The 14,231-nt window shown below is 67.6% G+C and carries 15 protein-coding genes; 8 read left to right on the forward strand and 7 right to left on the reverse strand.

The genetic code is table 11. The features are described 5' to 3' along the window. Positions 1–25: 25 nt before the first annotated feature. Positions 26–889: an EamA family transporter gene (locus tag BAU06_RS06930; RefSeq protein ID WP_066346109.1), complete on the reverse strand. Its 864-nt coding sequence runs from the start codon at positions 887–889 to the stop codon at positions 26–28. Positions 890–973: 84 nt separating this feature from the next. Here BAU06_RS06930 and BAU06_RS06935 point away from each other — a divergent pair, with 84 nt between their 5' ends. Beyond that, positions 974–1,228, forward strand: a complete 255-nt coding sequence (locus BAU06_RS06935; protein WP_066346111.1) for a hypothetical protein — start codon at positions 974–976, stop codon at positions 1,226–1,228. 377 nt (positions 1,229–1,605) lie between these two features. Here the strand turns inward: BAU06_RS06935 and BAU06_RS06945 are convergent, their stop codons facing one another. Next, on the reverse strand, positions 1,606–2,700 hold the full coding sequence (locus BAU06_RS06945; RefSeq protein ID WP_066346117.1) for a DUF748 domain-containing protein: 1,095 nt from the start codon (positions 2,698–2,700) through the stop codon (positions 1,606–1,608). A 220-nt stretch (positions 2,701–2,920) separates the two neighbouring features. On the opposite strand from BAU06_RS06945, the gene BAU06_RS06950 reads away from it, so the two are divergent. Continuing rightward, entirely contained in the window at positions 2,921–3,169 is a 249-nt protein-coding gene (locus BAU06_RS06950; RefSeq protein ID WP_066346125.1) for a hypothetical protein, read from the forward strand. 7 nt (positions 3,170–3,176) lie between these two features. Here the strand turns inward: BAU06_RS06950 and BAU06_RS06955 are convergent, their stop codons facing one another. Then, positions 3,177–3,413 carry a hypothetical protein gene (locus BAU06_RS06955; protein WP_066346128.1) on the reverse strand — a complete coding sequence of 79 codons (237 nt, stop codon included), beginning with the start codon at positions 3,411–3,413 and terminating at the stop codon, positions 3,177–3,179. 255 nt (positions 3,414–3,668) lie between these two features. Between BAU06_RS06955 and BAU06_RS06960 the strand changes: the two genes are divergently transcribed. Together BAU06_RS06960 and BAU06_RS06965 are read left to right on the forward strand one after the other, a co-directional pair. Beyond that, positions 3,669–3,944: a hypothetical protein gene (locus tag BAU06_RS06960; RefSeq protein ID WP_156770172.1), complete on the forward strand. Its 276-nt coding sequence runs from the start codon at positions 3,669–3,671 to the stop codon at positions 3,942–3,944. Then, entirely contained in the window at positions 3,941–4,435 is a 495-nt protein-coding gene (locus BAU06_RS06965; protein WP_066346132.1) for an NUDIX domain-containing protein, read from the forward strand. Before BAU06_RS06960 ends, BAU06_RS06965 begins: the two co-directional genes overlap by 4 nt. A 234-nt stretch (positions 4,436–4,669) precedes the next feature. Here BAU06_RS06965 and ypfJ read toward each other — a convergent pair whose 3' ends face one another. Beyond that, complete coding sequence (gene ypfJ, locus BAU06_RS06970; protein WP_066346133.1) at positions 4,670–5,521, reverse strand: KPN_02809 family neutral zinc metallopeptidase; 852 nt, start codon at positions 5,519–5,521, stop codon at positions 4,670–4,672. A gap of 61 nt (positions 5,522–5,582) precedes the next feature. Between ypfJ and BAU06_RS06975 the strand changes: the two genes are divergently transcribed. The 4 genes from BAU06_RS06975 (at position 5,583) to bamC (ending at position 9,025) form a co-directional block, all read left to right on the forward strand. After that, positions 5,583–6,209 (forward strand): L-threonylcarbamoyladenylate synthase, encoded by a 627-nt coding sequence (locus BAU06_RS06975; protein WP_066346134.1) that lies wholly within the window; start codon positions 5,583–5,585, stop codon positions 6,207–6,209. A 3-nt stretch (positions 6,210–6,212) separates the two neighbouring features. After that, positions 6,213–6,860, forward strand: a complete 648-nt coding sequence (locus tag BAU06_RS06980) for a site-2 protease family protein (protein ID WP_066346137.1) — start codon at positions 6,213–6,215, stop codon at positions 6,858–6,860. An 86-nt stretch (positions 6,861–6,946) separates the two neighbouring features. Further along, a complete protein-coding gene (gene dapA, locus BAU06_RS06985; RefSeq protein WP_066346140.1) occupies positions 6,947–7,852 on the forward strand; it encodes a 4-hydroxy-tetrahydrodipicolinate synthase in 906 nt (301 codons plus the stop codon). Between the two features lie 21 nt (positions 7,853–7,873). Further along, positions 7,874–9,025: an outer membrane protein assembly factor BamC gene (bamC, locus tag BAU06_RS06990; RefSeq protein WP_066346142.1), complete on the forward strand. Its 1,152-nt coding sequence runs from the start codon at positions 7,874–7,876 to the stop codon at positions 9,023–9,025. Between the two features lie 285 nt (positions 9,026–9,310). Here the strand turns inward: bamC and BAU06_RS26010 are convergent, their stop codons facing one another. The 3 genes from BAU06_RS26010 to mutS all read right to left on the reverse strand — a co-directional run bounded on the left by BAU06_RS26010 (position 9,311) and on the right by mutS (position 13,723). Continuing rightward, on the reverse strand, positions 9,311–9,553 hold the full coding sequence (locus tag BAU06_RS26010; protein WP_066668745.1) for a hypothetical protein: 243 nt from the start codon (positions 9,551–9,553) through the stop codon (positions 9,311–9,313). Positions 9,554–9,819: 266 nt separating this feature from the next. Beyond that, positions 9,820–11,022 carry a cupin domain-containing protein gene (locus BAU06_RS07000; RefSeq protein ID WP_066346149.1) on the reverse strand — a complete coding sequence of 401 codons (1,203 nt, stop codon included), beginning with the start codon at positions 11,020–11,022 and terminating at the stop codon, positions 9,820–9,822. Positions 11,023–11,092: 70 nt separating this feature from the next. Further along, entirely contained in the window at positions 11,093–13,723 is a 2,631-nt protein-coding gene (mutS, locus tag BAU06_RS07005; RefSeq protein WP_415834943.1) for a DNA mismatch repair protein MutS, read from the reverse strand. Positions 13,724–14,231 lie beyond the last annotated feature (508 nt).

Genomic DNA, 14,231 nt, shown 5'->3' on the forward strand with positions numbered 1-14,231 from the left:
TCAGGTCCGTATCGCCTTCGCCGCGCTATGCGCGGCGGCGGCCCCCGAAGGTATTCACCAGCAGGCCCGCCATCACGAGTAGCGCGCCGCCTATCTGCGCCGGCGTCGGGATCTCGCCCAGCAGCGCGGCGGCGGCGGCCAGCCCGATCACCGGAATCAACAGCGAGAACGGCGCCACCTGCGCGGCCGGGTGGCGCGACATCAGCCACGCCCACAGGCCGTATCCCACCAGCGTGGCAATGAAGGACAAATACACCACCGCGAACACCGATGCCCCGCTGACCGAGCCCAGGGCGGCCTGTATGCGGTCCGGTCCTTCCAGCCACCACGACAACGCGAAGAAAGGCAGCGGGGGAATCAGGCTGCCCCAGACGACCAGCCCCAGCATGTCGGCCTTGCCGGCTTTCTTGGTGGCGATATTGCCCAGCCCCCACATCAGCGCGGCGCACAAGGTCAGCACGAAGCCGATCAAGGTCATGCCGGCACCGCCTTCTTCGCCGATCAGGGCCAGCCCGCCGGCGGCGACCAGCAAGCCCACGGCGTTGTGACGGCGGAAGGGTTCCTTCAACAGCAGCGCGCCCAGCGCCACGGTAAAAAACGCCTGCGCCTGCAGCACGACGGACGCCAGGCCTGCCGGCATGCCTACCGCCATGGCCGTGAACAGGAAAGCGAATTGCCCCAGCGAGATCGTGGCGCCGTACGCCACCAGCCAGCGCGTGGGGATGGCGGGGCGCTTGACGAAGAACACGGCCGGAACCGCCGCAAGCAGGAATCGCAAGCCACCCAACAGCATGGGCGGTATGCCGTTCAAGCCCACTTTGATGACGACAAAGTTCATTCCCCACACGAGAATGACGACGAAAGCCAAGGCCAGGTCCCGGGGCGACACGACGGCTCCACGATGATCGAAAGAGCAGATTGTCCTATATTCGCTGGGCTGGCCGCGAGTGGCCATTCCGTTCGGGAGGAAGGCATGCGGGACATCGAATCGTTTGAATACCGCGGCCACGCGGTGTCGATCGACGTTCGTCCGGTGTCGGCGGAATCCGATACCGGCGTCTATCTCACCACCATCGCCGTCGCCGCCCTGGACGCCGATGGCCAGCCGGGTCCGCCGGTTCATTTGTGCAAGCGCGCGCAGTACGTCTTCCTGGATGCGGCGTCCGCGAATGCCGCCGCGGTGTCGCGCGCGAAGGCATATATCGATGGAGCGAAAAGCACGGCATAGCGGACGGCGCGATCGCGACCGAGGCATGGCGTTTGCAGCCACGCCGGCTTTCAGGCACGACCAAAGGAGCTCGCCATGAATCCGATCCAGCCCGTACGCCCCATCGGTCCCATCGATCCCGGCTTGCCCGAGAATCCCGATATCCCGCCCAAGGACCCGGTGCCCGGCCCCGGCAAGCCACCCCTCGGTGCGCCGGCTCCGCCCGAGCCCGCGCGGCCCGGGAAGGGAAAGGGGGATGATCTGCCGGTCCCGGGACCGAGCGTCCCGGATGGCGGTTGGGTGGCCTGATACAGGCCTCTGACACAGGCCCCCGGTCCAAGCCCCGCCCGGACGCCGGCAGGCCCCGGACGCCCACGCCGGCGCGCGATCCGCCTGATTTATTTCCCCAGCAGCTCGCCCAGCGCCCCACCCAATCCCTTGACGGCGGATCCCACGCCCTCGGCCACACCTTCCACGCTGACGCCGATCGCCTTGGTAAACCCGCCCACGATGCGGGTGGAAAGGTCGTCCGTCAGCGAAAATTTCGGGTCCTTCAGGCTGCCCTGTAGCGTGAACTCGAACGTCACTTCCCCCTTGCGATCCTCCAGCGCCGCCATGACGGCGCGGCGCGGCAGGGAGCCCAGGGTGCCGCCGCTGAAGTCCAGATCGCGCAGCGTGGCCTTTCCTTGCGCCGCCAACTGCTGATTCTTGACGCGCGTGGTCATATCCAGGTCCATCTGGCCGGCGGTCAGCAAAGAAGGCGCGTGTTTCTGCAGGTAGGGCGCCAGCAGGCCGACGTCCGCGCCGGAGGTCGTGGTACGTACATCGGCATCGTGGCTGGGCAGGGCGACCCAGCCCTGGACGCTGACGGCGCCGCGCCGCTGCTTGCCCACCATCTGGCCCTGCAGCTTGATCTGCGTATGCTCGTCGTTGGCCGGCGCCCTGAGCGGGCCGATTTCGGCATTCACGTTCTCGAACGGCACCCGGTACGGCGGTTTGGCCACGCGCGCATCGTAGAAGTCCAGGCGGCCCTTCTCCAGCACCAGCAAGCCGACGCGGGTTTCACGCCGCGTCTCGCCGGGTGCGTCCGGGTCCTCGCCACGGGCCTGCGCCCGTTCCCGCGCGCGCTGCCGCAGGGTGGGCAGCATCTGCAGGCTGCCATCCGCCGAGCGCAGGACGGAAAGGCTGTAGTCGCTGACGACGATGCGGCGGATGTCCAGGCGGTCGGAAAGCAGGGCGCGCCAATCCGGCTCGATGGTCACGCGGGCCGCGCGCAAGGTCTGGCGCGAGGGCCAGTCCGGCGGCGCGCCGATTTCCACATCGTCCAGGACGATACGCCGCCAGCCGACGTCGATGCGCGCGGCATGGCCTTTGTCGCCCATCATGTCCTGGATACGGTTGACCACGACCCGCGAGGCGATATGCAGCCCGCCGACGACGGCCACCGCGAGCAGCAGGATGGCGATGAGGATGATTTTTGCCGGTTTTGTCATGGGCGCTTCGTTACGTTCGTCCGGGCGGCGCCGGCACGCGGTAACGAGGACCGCGATGCCGGCCGATATACGATGATGTTGGCGTTATACGGAAAACTGGGCAAGCCGTCCGATGTACGAGTCCCGGCCCGTGGCGACCGCCGTGCTAGGATGCCCGCCGCCGCCGGACCGGGACGCGAGCCGCGTCCCGCGGACCGGCTAAAGATCAGGAGGATCGATCATGGATACCGACGAGAAACTGGCGCTGATCGCGCAGACCATCGCTCATCAGGGCGGCCAGATCAGCGCGTTGACGGCGTCGCTGCTGTGCGTCCTGCATATCGCGCGCGGCACGCCGGGCCTGCGCGAGGCGGTGGAAACCCGCCTCGAACAGAACTATGCCGGCCTGCTTGCCCGGTCGGAAAGCCAGCAATACGTTGCCGGCTTCGAAACAATGCGCGATTCCGTCATCGCGGCGCTCAAGGCCTGAGGCCGGCTCAGTGTTTTTCCTCCGCCTGCCGGGCGCCCGCGCCCGGCAGGACCGCGTCGACGATGGCATCGCCGAACCCCTCGCGCAGGCCCAGGGCGTCCCGGCCTTGGGGCGTAATCGTCAAGCCTCCTTCCTGTTGGGCGACGAAGCCGCGGTCCAGCAAATCCCTGGCTTGGTCGCCCTCGATGCCTTGCTCGCCGGCGTGTATTTGTTTCAGAAGCTGCAGCTGTTCTTTAGTCAGCATGTCTGTCTCCGCATGACCGGCACTGAAGTGCACAGCGCCTTCCAGAAGGCGCGCAAGCGCCATTCCCGAGTGAAGAAAAACGGTGACATGTCCGGCGGGACGCGGTCGGCCCATGCACGCGGGCCTCGCGCATGCCGGCCCGCCGGGAAAACCCGGGTTAACTTTCTGTCATGTTGTGGTTACAAAACATTCCACGACATGTCATGCGTGGGGGGTATGCTCGTCATTGGACCCATCACGAGAGGGGAAGAACGCGTGCATCGCAATAACGACGTCTACAAGGGTTATCGCTTGACCGCCAAGGTGGCCCGGGATATGCCGGCGCCGGCCGACGGCGGTACGCCGGTGTTCCGCGCGGTGGTTTGCGTGGCGCCCGCCTCGCTGCAACCCGCGGACGGCGACGAATATCCTATTCCGCGTTTCATGGACGGTGGTTTCGTCTACAGCCCGGCCGAGGCCGTCCATGCCGCCGTGGCGCACGGCCGCGAAATCGTCGATGCCCTGTCGGGAGCGCGCCTGGCGGTGTCATGACCGCGTTTTCCCAGTCCACGCTGGGACGGCTGCGTGCCCTGGTGGGGCCGCGGCCGTTGTTGTGCCCATGCGTGCGGGTGGTGCTGGAACGCCCCGACGGCACGGTGTTGCTGCACGCGCGTGCCGACTTCGCCGGCATGTGGGGCCTGCCCGGGGGGCACATCGAGATCGGCGAATCCGCGGAGCAGGCGGCGCGGCGCGAGATCCTCGAAGAGACAGGCCTGGCTGCCGGGCAACTGATCGCGTTCGGGCATGCCTCGGATCCGCGGGTGGAAACCGTCACGCTGCCCAACGGGGATGTCTGCCACTATCAGGCCGTGTTGTTCCACTGCCGGGAATTCGATGGCGCGGCGCGCCCGGATCCGCATGAAACGCCGGTCTTGCGCTGGCTGGACATAGACGCCCCGTTGCCGCCGATGATGCCGCACGTGCGCGCCAGCCTGGACGCATTCCGCCGCTACCGCGCCGGAGGCGGATTCCAGCTGCTTTGATGGCCAGCCGCCCGCGCACGTTTCCGGCCGGCCCCGGCCGTGAGCAACCGCCACAACGATATGCGGGGCGCCCGGCTTAGGGGAGCCCGGCTTAGGGGGGCCCGGCTTAGGCGAACCCGGCGTAGGGGAGCCCGGCATCGCGGCGCCGACCGCGGGGGCCGGCATCGGAACGCCCGGCATCGGGACGCCCCGCATCGGCGGCGCCGGCAGGGCGCGGTTTCCCCCGACGGCTGCCTAGAGCGATTGCGCGCTGAACGTGTCGCAGCGGCGCGGATCGCCGCTCTCCAGACCGCGCTTGAACCAGCGCACGCGCTGCGCGGACGAACCGTGCGTGAACGCGTCAGGCACGACATAGCCCTGACTCTGTTTTTGCAGCCGGTCGTCGCCGATCGCACTGGCGGCATTCAATGCTTCTTCCACATCGCCGGCCTCCAGGATGTGCCGCGCGCTGTCGGCGCGCTTCGCCCACAGGCCCGCGTAGCAGTCGGCCTGCAGCTCCAGCCGCACGGACAGCGCATTGGCCTGGCGGGGATTTTCCTGCTGTAGCGCGGCGACGCGTTCGGAGATGCCCAGCAGATGCTGTACATGGTGTCCGACCTCGTGCGCGATGACGTAGGCCTGGGCGAAATCGCCCGGTGCCTGGAAGCGGCGCTTCATGTCGTCGAAAAAGCCCAGGTCCAGGTAGACCTTGCTGTCCGCGGGGCAGTAGAACGGACCCATGGCGGCGCGGCCGGTGCCGCAGGCGGTCTGCGTGGCCCCGGTGTAGAGCACCAGCCGGGGCGGGACGTAGGCGCGGCTGGCATGCTCGCGGAAAATCGCCTGCCACGTGTCTTCGGTTTCGCCCAGCACCTTGGCCACGAAGCGCGCCTGCGGGTCGTTGGCCGGCGGGGCGGTGCCGGTGGCCGGCGCCTGCTGGCTGGCCGGGTCCTGCACCAGCTGCAGCACCACCGCCGGGTCGACGCCGAAGTACATCGCGACCAGCGCCAGGATGATCGCGCCGATGCCGAGCTTGCCGCCCCCGATGCCTATCCCGCCGCCACGGCGGTCTTCCACATTTTCACTTTCACGCGAATCGTCCAATCGCATGACACTCTCCTTCAGGCCGCCGGGCGGCGGATGTGTTCTTGCAAGATGTTAGGATAGCCCCATGGCGCAATTCTTTACCGTCCACCCCGCGAATCCCCAGCCCCGTCTATTGAAACAGGCCGCGCAGTTGCTGCGCGACGGCGGCCTGGCCGCCGTGCCCACCGACTCCAGCTATGCCGTCATCGCGCGCCTGGACGACAAGGCGGCGGCGGATGGGCTGCGCCGCCTGCGCGGCCTGGACGAACGCCACCACCTTACGCTGATCTGCCGCGACCTGGCCCAGCTGGGGCATTTCGCCCGCGTGGACAACCGCCAATATCGCATGCTGAAGGCGGCCACGCCGGGGCCTTTCACCTTTATCCTGGAAGCCACGCGCGAGGTCCCGCGGCGGGTGTCCCATCCGTCGCGCAAGACCATAGGTTTGCGGGTGCCCGCGCACCCGGTCACGCTGGGCCTGCTGGAACAATTCGGCGAGCCCCTGTTGTCCACCACCCTGATCCCCGCCGGCGAAACCGATGCGCTCAACGACGCGCAGGAAATCCGCGAACGCTACGAGCACGTGCTGGCCGCCGTCGTCGACAGCGGCGCCTGCCCCAAAGAACCCACAACCGTCGTCGACCTGACCGGCGACGAAGCGCAACTCATCCGGGTGGGCCGTGGCGACCCCGCCCAGCTTGGAATCGCCTGATCCATGGACGACATCATCCAGTCGATCGCGATATACGCGATCCCCGTCATTTTCGCCATTACGCTGCACGAGGCGGCGCATGGCTATGTCGCCCGCATGTTCGGCGACCCGACGGCCTACCAGATGGGCCGCGTCAGCCTGAATCCCGTCCGGCACATCGATCCTGTCGGCACCCTGCTCGTGCCGCTGGTCATCCTGCTGGCGTCCAAGCTGCTGGGCAGCCCCGGCATCCTGTTCGGCTGGGCCAAGCCCGTGCCCGTGGATTTCGGCCGCCTGCGCCGTCCTAAGCAGGACATGCTCTGGGTGGCGGCCGCCGGCCCCGGGTCCAATCTGCTTATGGCCATCCTGTGGGGCATCATGCTCAAGCTGGTCTACCAAAGCGGCGGCGCGGAAGGCTACTGGTTCGACATGGCCTCGGCCGGGGTGCAGATCAACCTGGTGCTGATGGCCCTGAACCTGCTGCCCCTGTTGCCGCTGGACGGGGGACGGATCCTGTACAGCCTGCTGCCCCACCGGCTGGCCTACCAATACGCGCGCATCGAGCCCTACGGCATGATGATCGTGCTGCTGCTGCTGTTCAGCGGCGCCCTGTGGGTATTCCTGCGGCCGATTTTTGCGCTGGGCAGCACGGTGGTCAGCTGGTTTCTATAGGTTTTTTCGTGGTATCCGGTAAACTCGCGGGATTTACACACGAAGTCCCCGCCGGGCTGGCCGGCGGGCACCGGAGCCCCTCTCACATGGCATCCTCGGCATCCGCCGCTGGCGTTACTTTCCAGGGCAGCATGGTGGCCCTCGTCACTCCCATGCACCCCGACGGCACGCTCGATTACGCGGCCTACCGCGCATTGATCGACTGGCACGTGGCCGAAGGCACCGACGTCCTCGTGGTGGTCGGCACGACGGGCGAATCGCCCACCGTGTCGATGGAAGAACATGCCGAACTGATACGGGTGGCGGTGGAACACGCCGCCGGCCGCGTCCCGGTGATCGCCGGGGTCGGCGCGAATTCCACGGACGAAGCCATCCACCTGGCCCGGCATGCCAAGGCGGTGGGCGCCCAGGCCGGCCTGTCCGTCGTCCCGTACTACAACAAGCCTTCGCAGGAAGGCCTGTACCAGCATTTCCGCCGCATCGCGGAAGCCGTGGACCTCCCCACGGTGCTGTACAACGTGCCCGGGCGCACGGTCGCCGACCTCTCCAACGAGACGGTCCTGCGGCTGGCCCAGGTACCCGGCATCGTCGGCATCAAGGATGCAACGGGCGACATCGGCCGCGGCGCCTTGCTGCTGCGCGAAGCGCCGGCCGGATTCCAGGTGTTCAGCGGCGACGACCCCACGGCCGCCGCGCTGATGCTCCTGGGCGGTCGCGGCAATATCTCCGTGACCGCCAACGTCGCGCCCCGCCTGATGCACGATCTGTGTGCGGCGGCGCTGGCCATGGACGTGCCCAAGGTGCGTGAACTGAACGCCCGGGTGGCCCGTCTAAACAAGGCTCTTTTCATCGAGGCCAACCCGATTCCCGTCAAATGGGCGCTGGCGCGCATGGGCCGCATGCCCCTGGGCTACCGGCTGCCCCTGGTGGAACTCGGTGCGCAGCACCACGCCGCGGTGGAGGCCGCGTTGCGGGACGCGGGCCTGCTCTAAAAGCATTCAATGAGGATACGTATGAACACGCGCCATGCCGGTTACTCGGCATTGCTTACCCTGGTCATGCTGGCAGGGTGCAGCGACGTCAACCAGATTCTGGGCAAAGAAGAACCCATCGATTACAAGAGTGCCAGCAGCCAGGTGTCGCAGCCGCTCAGCATTCCGCCGGACCTGACCCAGGCCGCCGCCGACCCTCGCTACAAGGCGCCTCCTGGGGGCACCACCACCTTCTCGCAATACCAGGCGGAAGGCCAGCAGCAGGCGGCCGCCCAGGCCCAGGGTAAAGCCACCAGCGACGTGCTGCCCGCGCGTACCGATATGCATGTCGAACGCGACGGCGATATCCGCTGGCTGGTGGTCGATCTGCCGCCGGACCAGATCTTCGGCAAGGTGGTGGATTTCTGGACCAGCAACGGCTTCACCATCCAGACCAATAATCCGCAGGCCGGCCTGATCGAAACCGACTGGGCCGAGAACCGCGCCAAGATCCCGGAAAGCTGGCTGCGCCAGGCGCTGGGCTTCGTCCTGGAGCAGGCCTACGATAGCGGCGAGCGCGAGAAATTCCGCACGCGCATGGAACGCGTCAACGGTCATACCGAGATCTACATCAGCCACCAGCACATGGTGGAAAAGAACGTGGGCCAGCGCGATTCCGGCAATCTGCAATGGCAGCCCGGCCCCGAGGATCCCGGTCTGAACGCCGCCATGCTGGCGCGGCTGATGGTTTACCTGGGCACCAGCGTGGACCAGGCCAAGACCATGGTCGCCCGTGCAGAGGCCACGCCCGCGCAGCCCAAGATCGTTCGCGATGTACAGGCCGACGGCGCGCGCCTGAACGTGCAGGAGTCCTTCGATCGCGCGTGGCGCCGCGTCGGTGTCGCGCTGGATTCGGGCGGCTTCACCGTGGACGACCGCGACCGCTCGGCCGGGGATTTCTACGTGCGCTACCTGGATACGGACACGGGCCTGCAGCGGGACGAGCCGGGCTTCTTCAGCCGGATGTTCGGTACCGCACGTCCCAGCCAGGCGCCGCAGTACCGCATCCATGTGGTTGGCCAGGGCGCGACCACGCAGGTCACCGTGCTGGACGCGAATGGCCAGGTCGACAGCAGCCCCACCGCCCAGCGCCTGCTGAGCGTGCTGGCGGACAAGATGTCAGCGGCGCAGTAACCGCGGCATCGGTGGACGGAAAGAGGCCCTGGCAAGGGCCTCTTTTTTTGTGGCGGGTAAGAAGGCGCCGCATGCGTCCGACCCGGAACAGGCGCCGCCGAGGTGGCCGGTGCTGGCGCGCAGAATGCCCGGTCACGCCGCGGGTCGGTGCGTCTCGTGGCGATCCACCGAGTCCGCGCCGCCTGCGCGGCCCACGCAACGGGCGATAAAAAAGGAACGCGCGCTGGCGTTCCTTTTTCGTTTGGAGAAGCCGCAATGCCATGCGGCTTTCGCGGTCGGTACGGCTTATTGCGTCGTGCCGCCCGTGGTGCCGCCGCCGCTGCCGGTGCCCGGCGTCGTGGTCGCGCCACCGCCGCCAGCGGCCGGGGGCGTCGCGGACGGCGCCGTGGCGGGGGGCGCGGACGAAGCGCCGGACGAGCTCGAGGGCGGAGTGCTGGACGAGCCCGACGGCGTGGCATTGTCGTTCTTGTTGCAGGCGGTCAGCGACACGGCAAGAACGCTAGCCAAAATCAGGGTTTTCGTCATCATTCGAATATCTCCTTTGTGATGGCAATCGTGCGGCCCGGGGGCCTGCCCGCGCAGGCGCCTAGCCGGGATGACGAATTCAGGCTACAGGAGTTACCCGGATGATTGAGTGTGGAAGTTAAAGCTTGCTAGTCCCAAACGAAACAGGCCTTACTTCGATGTATAGGGTTTTTCCTAATGTGTCGTTTGCGTAGGAATAATCGTTGAATTGTGTGTTCTGGAAACCTTTCGGGGTTTTCATCGGGGCATTTTTGTTTTCCGACCCCAATTCACGCGGGAGCTTCGTAGCGCAGCCAGCCATCGTCCAGCCACTGCATCAAACATGCTTTTTCTTCTTCGGTCAGCTTGCCCGCCAGCGGATCGTCGCAGGCCAGTGAGCGTGCGTCCGCCAGGCGCCGCAGCGGCGCGCTGGCGGACACGGCGGCGGTTTCGCCATTGATGAACAGTTGCCTGCCGCGATAAAGCATGCGCGAGCGCCGGTCCAGGCGCAGCAGGCCGGCGACGGGCCAGTCGGCAACCAGGTCCGGGCCGTCCTCCGTGGGGGCATCGAATACTGCGGTGGCGCCCGGCTCGGTCAGCCAGCAGCCCAGGAAGCGATGCGCCAGCGCTTCGTCGAAGCGCACACGGCCGACGGCCGCCAGCGCGGCGGCCGTGAGCTTCTCCGGCAACTGCGCGGGATTGGCCGTCGGCGCCAGGCCGGGATCGCGATATCGGCCGTCCAGGCGCGGGCCCGGCAGGGCGGGTTCGCCATAGGGGCCGCTGGGCTGGCCGGCTCGGGCCAGTACCTGTTCGGCGGCGGCCTCCAGCATTCCGCGCGCCAGGGTGGCCTGGTCCGGCGCGCGAAAGCCGATGGAAATCGTCATGCAGTCCCCCTGTGCGATGCCATCGTGCGCCACCTGCGGCGGCAGGTACAGCATGTCGCCCGGTTCCAGCACATAGGTGGTCTCCGGTTCGAAGCGGCGCAGGATCTTCAGCGGCAGGTCCGGCTCCAGGCTCAGGTCGCGCTGGCGGCCGATGCGCCATTCGCGGCGTCCGACCGCCTGCAGCAGGAAGACGTCGTAGCTATCGAAGTGGGGGCCCACGCCGCCGCCGTCGGTGGCGATGCTGATCATCACGTCGTCCAGGCGCGCATCCGGGATGAAGCGGAAGCGGTGCATCAGCTCCGCCGCCGCATCGTGATGCAAGTCCACGCTCTGGACCAGCAGGGTCCAATCCGGCGCGGACGCCTTGGGCAGCCGCGCGAAGGGGCCGTGCTCCATGTTCCACTGGCCTTCTTCCCGCCAGATCAGGCGCGACGCTACCTCGTCCTGGCGGGCCATGCGCTTGATCTCCGCGATGGAGAGCGGCGGCTTGAAACCGGGGATGGCCTGGCGGATCAACAGCGGCTTGCGCTGCCAATAGGCTTTCATGAACGCGGCCGGCGTACGGCCGCCCAGCAGATCCAGCGGCTGGTCGGGATGGGGGATCGTCATGACCGTGGCGCCTTCCGATGATGCGTGCCGGTCCGCCCGCGCGGGGGGTGCGTGTGGCAAGCGGTGGCTGTCATGGCAGGAGCGCCTTCAGCCGATACAGGGTTTCCAGGGCTTCGCGCGGCGTCAGGCTATCGGGATCCACGTCGGCCAGCGCGTCGCGCATCGACAGCAGGGATTCGGTCTCCTGCATGGCCGCGGACCGGGCCGCCGATTCCGCGTCCGCCTGCGCCGCCGCGGCGAACAACCCCAATTGAGGCGTGGGCGCGCCTTGCGCTTCCAGGCGTTCCAGTTCGCGCGAGGCCTGGCGGATGACGGCGGCCGGCACGCCGGCGCGCTGCGCCACCTGGATGCCGTAGCTGCGGCTGGCCGGACCTTCCCGCACTTCGTGCAGGAAGACGATGCCGCCCGCGGATTCCGCCGCGGCCAGGTGTACGTTGGCGGCCGTGGGCTGCTCCGCCGCCATGCGGGTGATCTCGAAATAGTGCGTGGCGAACAGCGTCAGGGCACGGTTGTGCGTCAGCAGCCGCAGCGCGATAGCCCAGGCCAGTGCCAGGCCATCGTAGGTGGACGTGCCCCGCCCGATCTCGTCCATCAGTACCAGGCTGGCGGGCGTACTGGCCGCCAGGATGGCAGCGGCCTCCGTCATTTCCATCATGAAGGTAGAGCGGCCGCCCGCCAGGTCGTCCGCCGCGCCGATACGCGTGAAAATGCGGTCCAGCCTGCCGATGCGGGCGCGCGCGGCGGGCACGAAGCTGCCCGTGCGCGCCAGCAGGGCGATCAAGGCGACCTGCCGCATATACGTCGATTTACCCCCCATGTTCGGGCCGGTGATCAGTAGCATGCGCCGGGTGGCGTCCAGCTTGCAGCTGTTGGGCGTGAAGCGTTCGATCGCGCGCTCCACGACCGGATGGCGGCCGGCCTCGATGTCGATCTCCGCGTCCTCGGAAAGCTCGGGCGCGTTCCAGTCGTGGCGGCGCGCGTGCTCTGCCAGCGCCGCCAGGGTGTCCAGCTCGGCCAGCGCGGACGCGCAGTCGGACAGGGCGCGCACGTGGCCGCCGAGTTGTTCCAGCACCTGCTCGTACAGCCACTTTTCGCGGGCCAGGGAGCGGTCCTGGGCGGACAGCACGCGGTCTTCCCAGGTTTTCAGTTCCGGCGTGATGTAGCGCTCGGCGTTCTTGAGGGTCTGGCGCCGGCGATAGTCTTCCGGCACCTTGTCCGCCTGGCCTCGGGTGACTTCGATATAGAAGCCGTGCACGCGGTTGAATTCCACACGCAAGTTGGGGATGCCGCTGCGTTCGCGCTCGCGGGCTTCCAATTGCATCAGGAAATCGCCGCCATCGGTGGCCAGCGCACGCAGTTCGTCGAGCTCGGCGTCGAATCCGGCCGCCATGACGCCACCGTCGCGGATGGCTGCCGCGGGCTCGGCGGCGATGGCGGCGGCCAGCAAGGCATGGACGGCGGGATCGGGCGACAAATGCGCCGCCAGGGCCGCGAAGCGGCCATCCGTTGCCAGGCCACGCACTTGTTCGCACAGTGCCGGCAGTTCCGCCAAGGCGTCGCGCAAGCTGGCAAGCTCGCGCGGGCGCACGGAGCGCAGCGCGACACGCGCGGCAATACGCTCGATATCCGGAAACCGCTTCAGCGTATCGCGCAGCATCTCCAGCGGCATGGCCGCGGCCAGGCCGGCGGGGGTGTCGAGGCGGGCCGCAAGCAGCGCCGCGATGGCCTGCTGGCGTTCCAGCACGGGCGCGTTGTCCCGCAGCGGATGATGCAGCCATCGCCGCAGCAGGCGGCTGCCCATGGGGGTGCGGCAGTTGTCCAGAATCGAGAACAGCGTGGGCGATTCTTCGCCGCTGAGCGTTTGCGTCAGTTCCAGATTGCGGCGGGTGACCGGATCCATCAGCACGTACTGGCCTGGACGGTCGACGCTGATCCCCTGTACGTGCGACAGGGCCTGCGACTGGGTCCGGGCCGCATAGCGCAGCAGGGCGCCGGCGGCGCGGACGCCAGCGGGCATGTCTTCAACATCGAAGCCGGCCAGCGAGTCGGTACGGAAATGCGCCAGCAGATGGGCGCGGGCGCCGTCGCTTTCAAAATGCCAATCCGGCACGCGGGTCTGCGCGCCGTCGATGTTGACGCGAAGTTCGGCGCCTTCCGGATACACGATCTCCGCCGGGGCGATACGATGCAGCTCGGATTCGATCTGCGTGGGCGCGCATTCCGTGACGTGGAAGTCGCCGCTTGCCAGGTTCAGCCAGGCCAGGCCGGCGCGCGGCGCGCGGCCGGCGCCGGGGAATACCGCGGCCAGGCAGCGATCGGCCTTGGCGGGCAGTAGCGCGTCGTCCGTAAGCGTCCCGGGCGTGACGATGCGCACGATGCGGCGCTCCACGGGGCCCTTGGACGCGGCGGGGTCGCCGATCTGCTCGCAGATGGCAATGGATTCGCCCAGCGCGACCAGCTTGGCCAGGTATTGCTCCATGGCGTGCACGGGGACGCCGGCCATGGGGATGGGGCTGCCATTGGACGTGCCGCGCTTGGTCAGGGTCAGATTCAGCAGCCGCGCGCCGCGCTCGGCGTCTTCATAGAACATCTCATAGAAGTCGCCCATGCGGTAGAAGAGCAGCAGCGGGCCGGCTTCGGCCTTCAGCTTCAGGTACTGCTGCATCATCGGCGTGTGGCCGGATAGATCGCTTTTTTCCATTAACACTGAATGAATGACAGGCGCGGCCTTGGTGGCCGCGCGAAGATTCGATTGTATCGGGATGGGGGGAGGGCGGTCTTCTTGCTTACTTCGGTCCTTGGCAGGGCTGGCGGTTCAGGCGATCTTGCTCTTGCCGTTCTTCGGGTGCTTGTCTTTAGGGCTTTCTTATGCCGTCCGGCGGGGCGTTTCCGGTCATCATGCTGATGCCGTCCGGCGGGGCGTTTCCGGTCATATTGCTGATGCCGTCCGGCGGGGGAGATGCCTGTCGTGGCCGGCCCGGTCGGCCGGTCCAGCGCCTTCGCGCTGGACTACCGCGTCGTCTTCCTCGTCCGGCGGCCGAAGGGGCGGTGATTTTCTAGCGGATTTTTTGCCCGGCCGACCTCCCTACGGAAGCCCTCGCGCGGCCTCCGACGGGCCGGCCCCGCCAGGCATCTCCCCCGCCGGACTCACGGGTTGCCTTAGTCGCGGTCGCTGCGGCGGTTCTCGTTCTTGGCCCTTCGTGGGCAGC

Origin of the sequence: Bordetella bronchialis, assembly GCF_001676705.1 — a bacterium.
GTDB lineage: Bacteria > Pseudomonadota > Gammaproteobacteria > Burkholderiales > Burkholderiaceae_B > Bordetella_C > Bordetella_C bronchialis.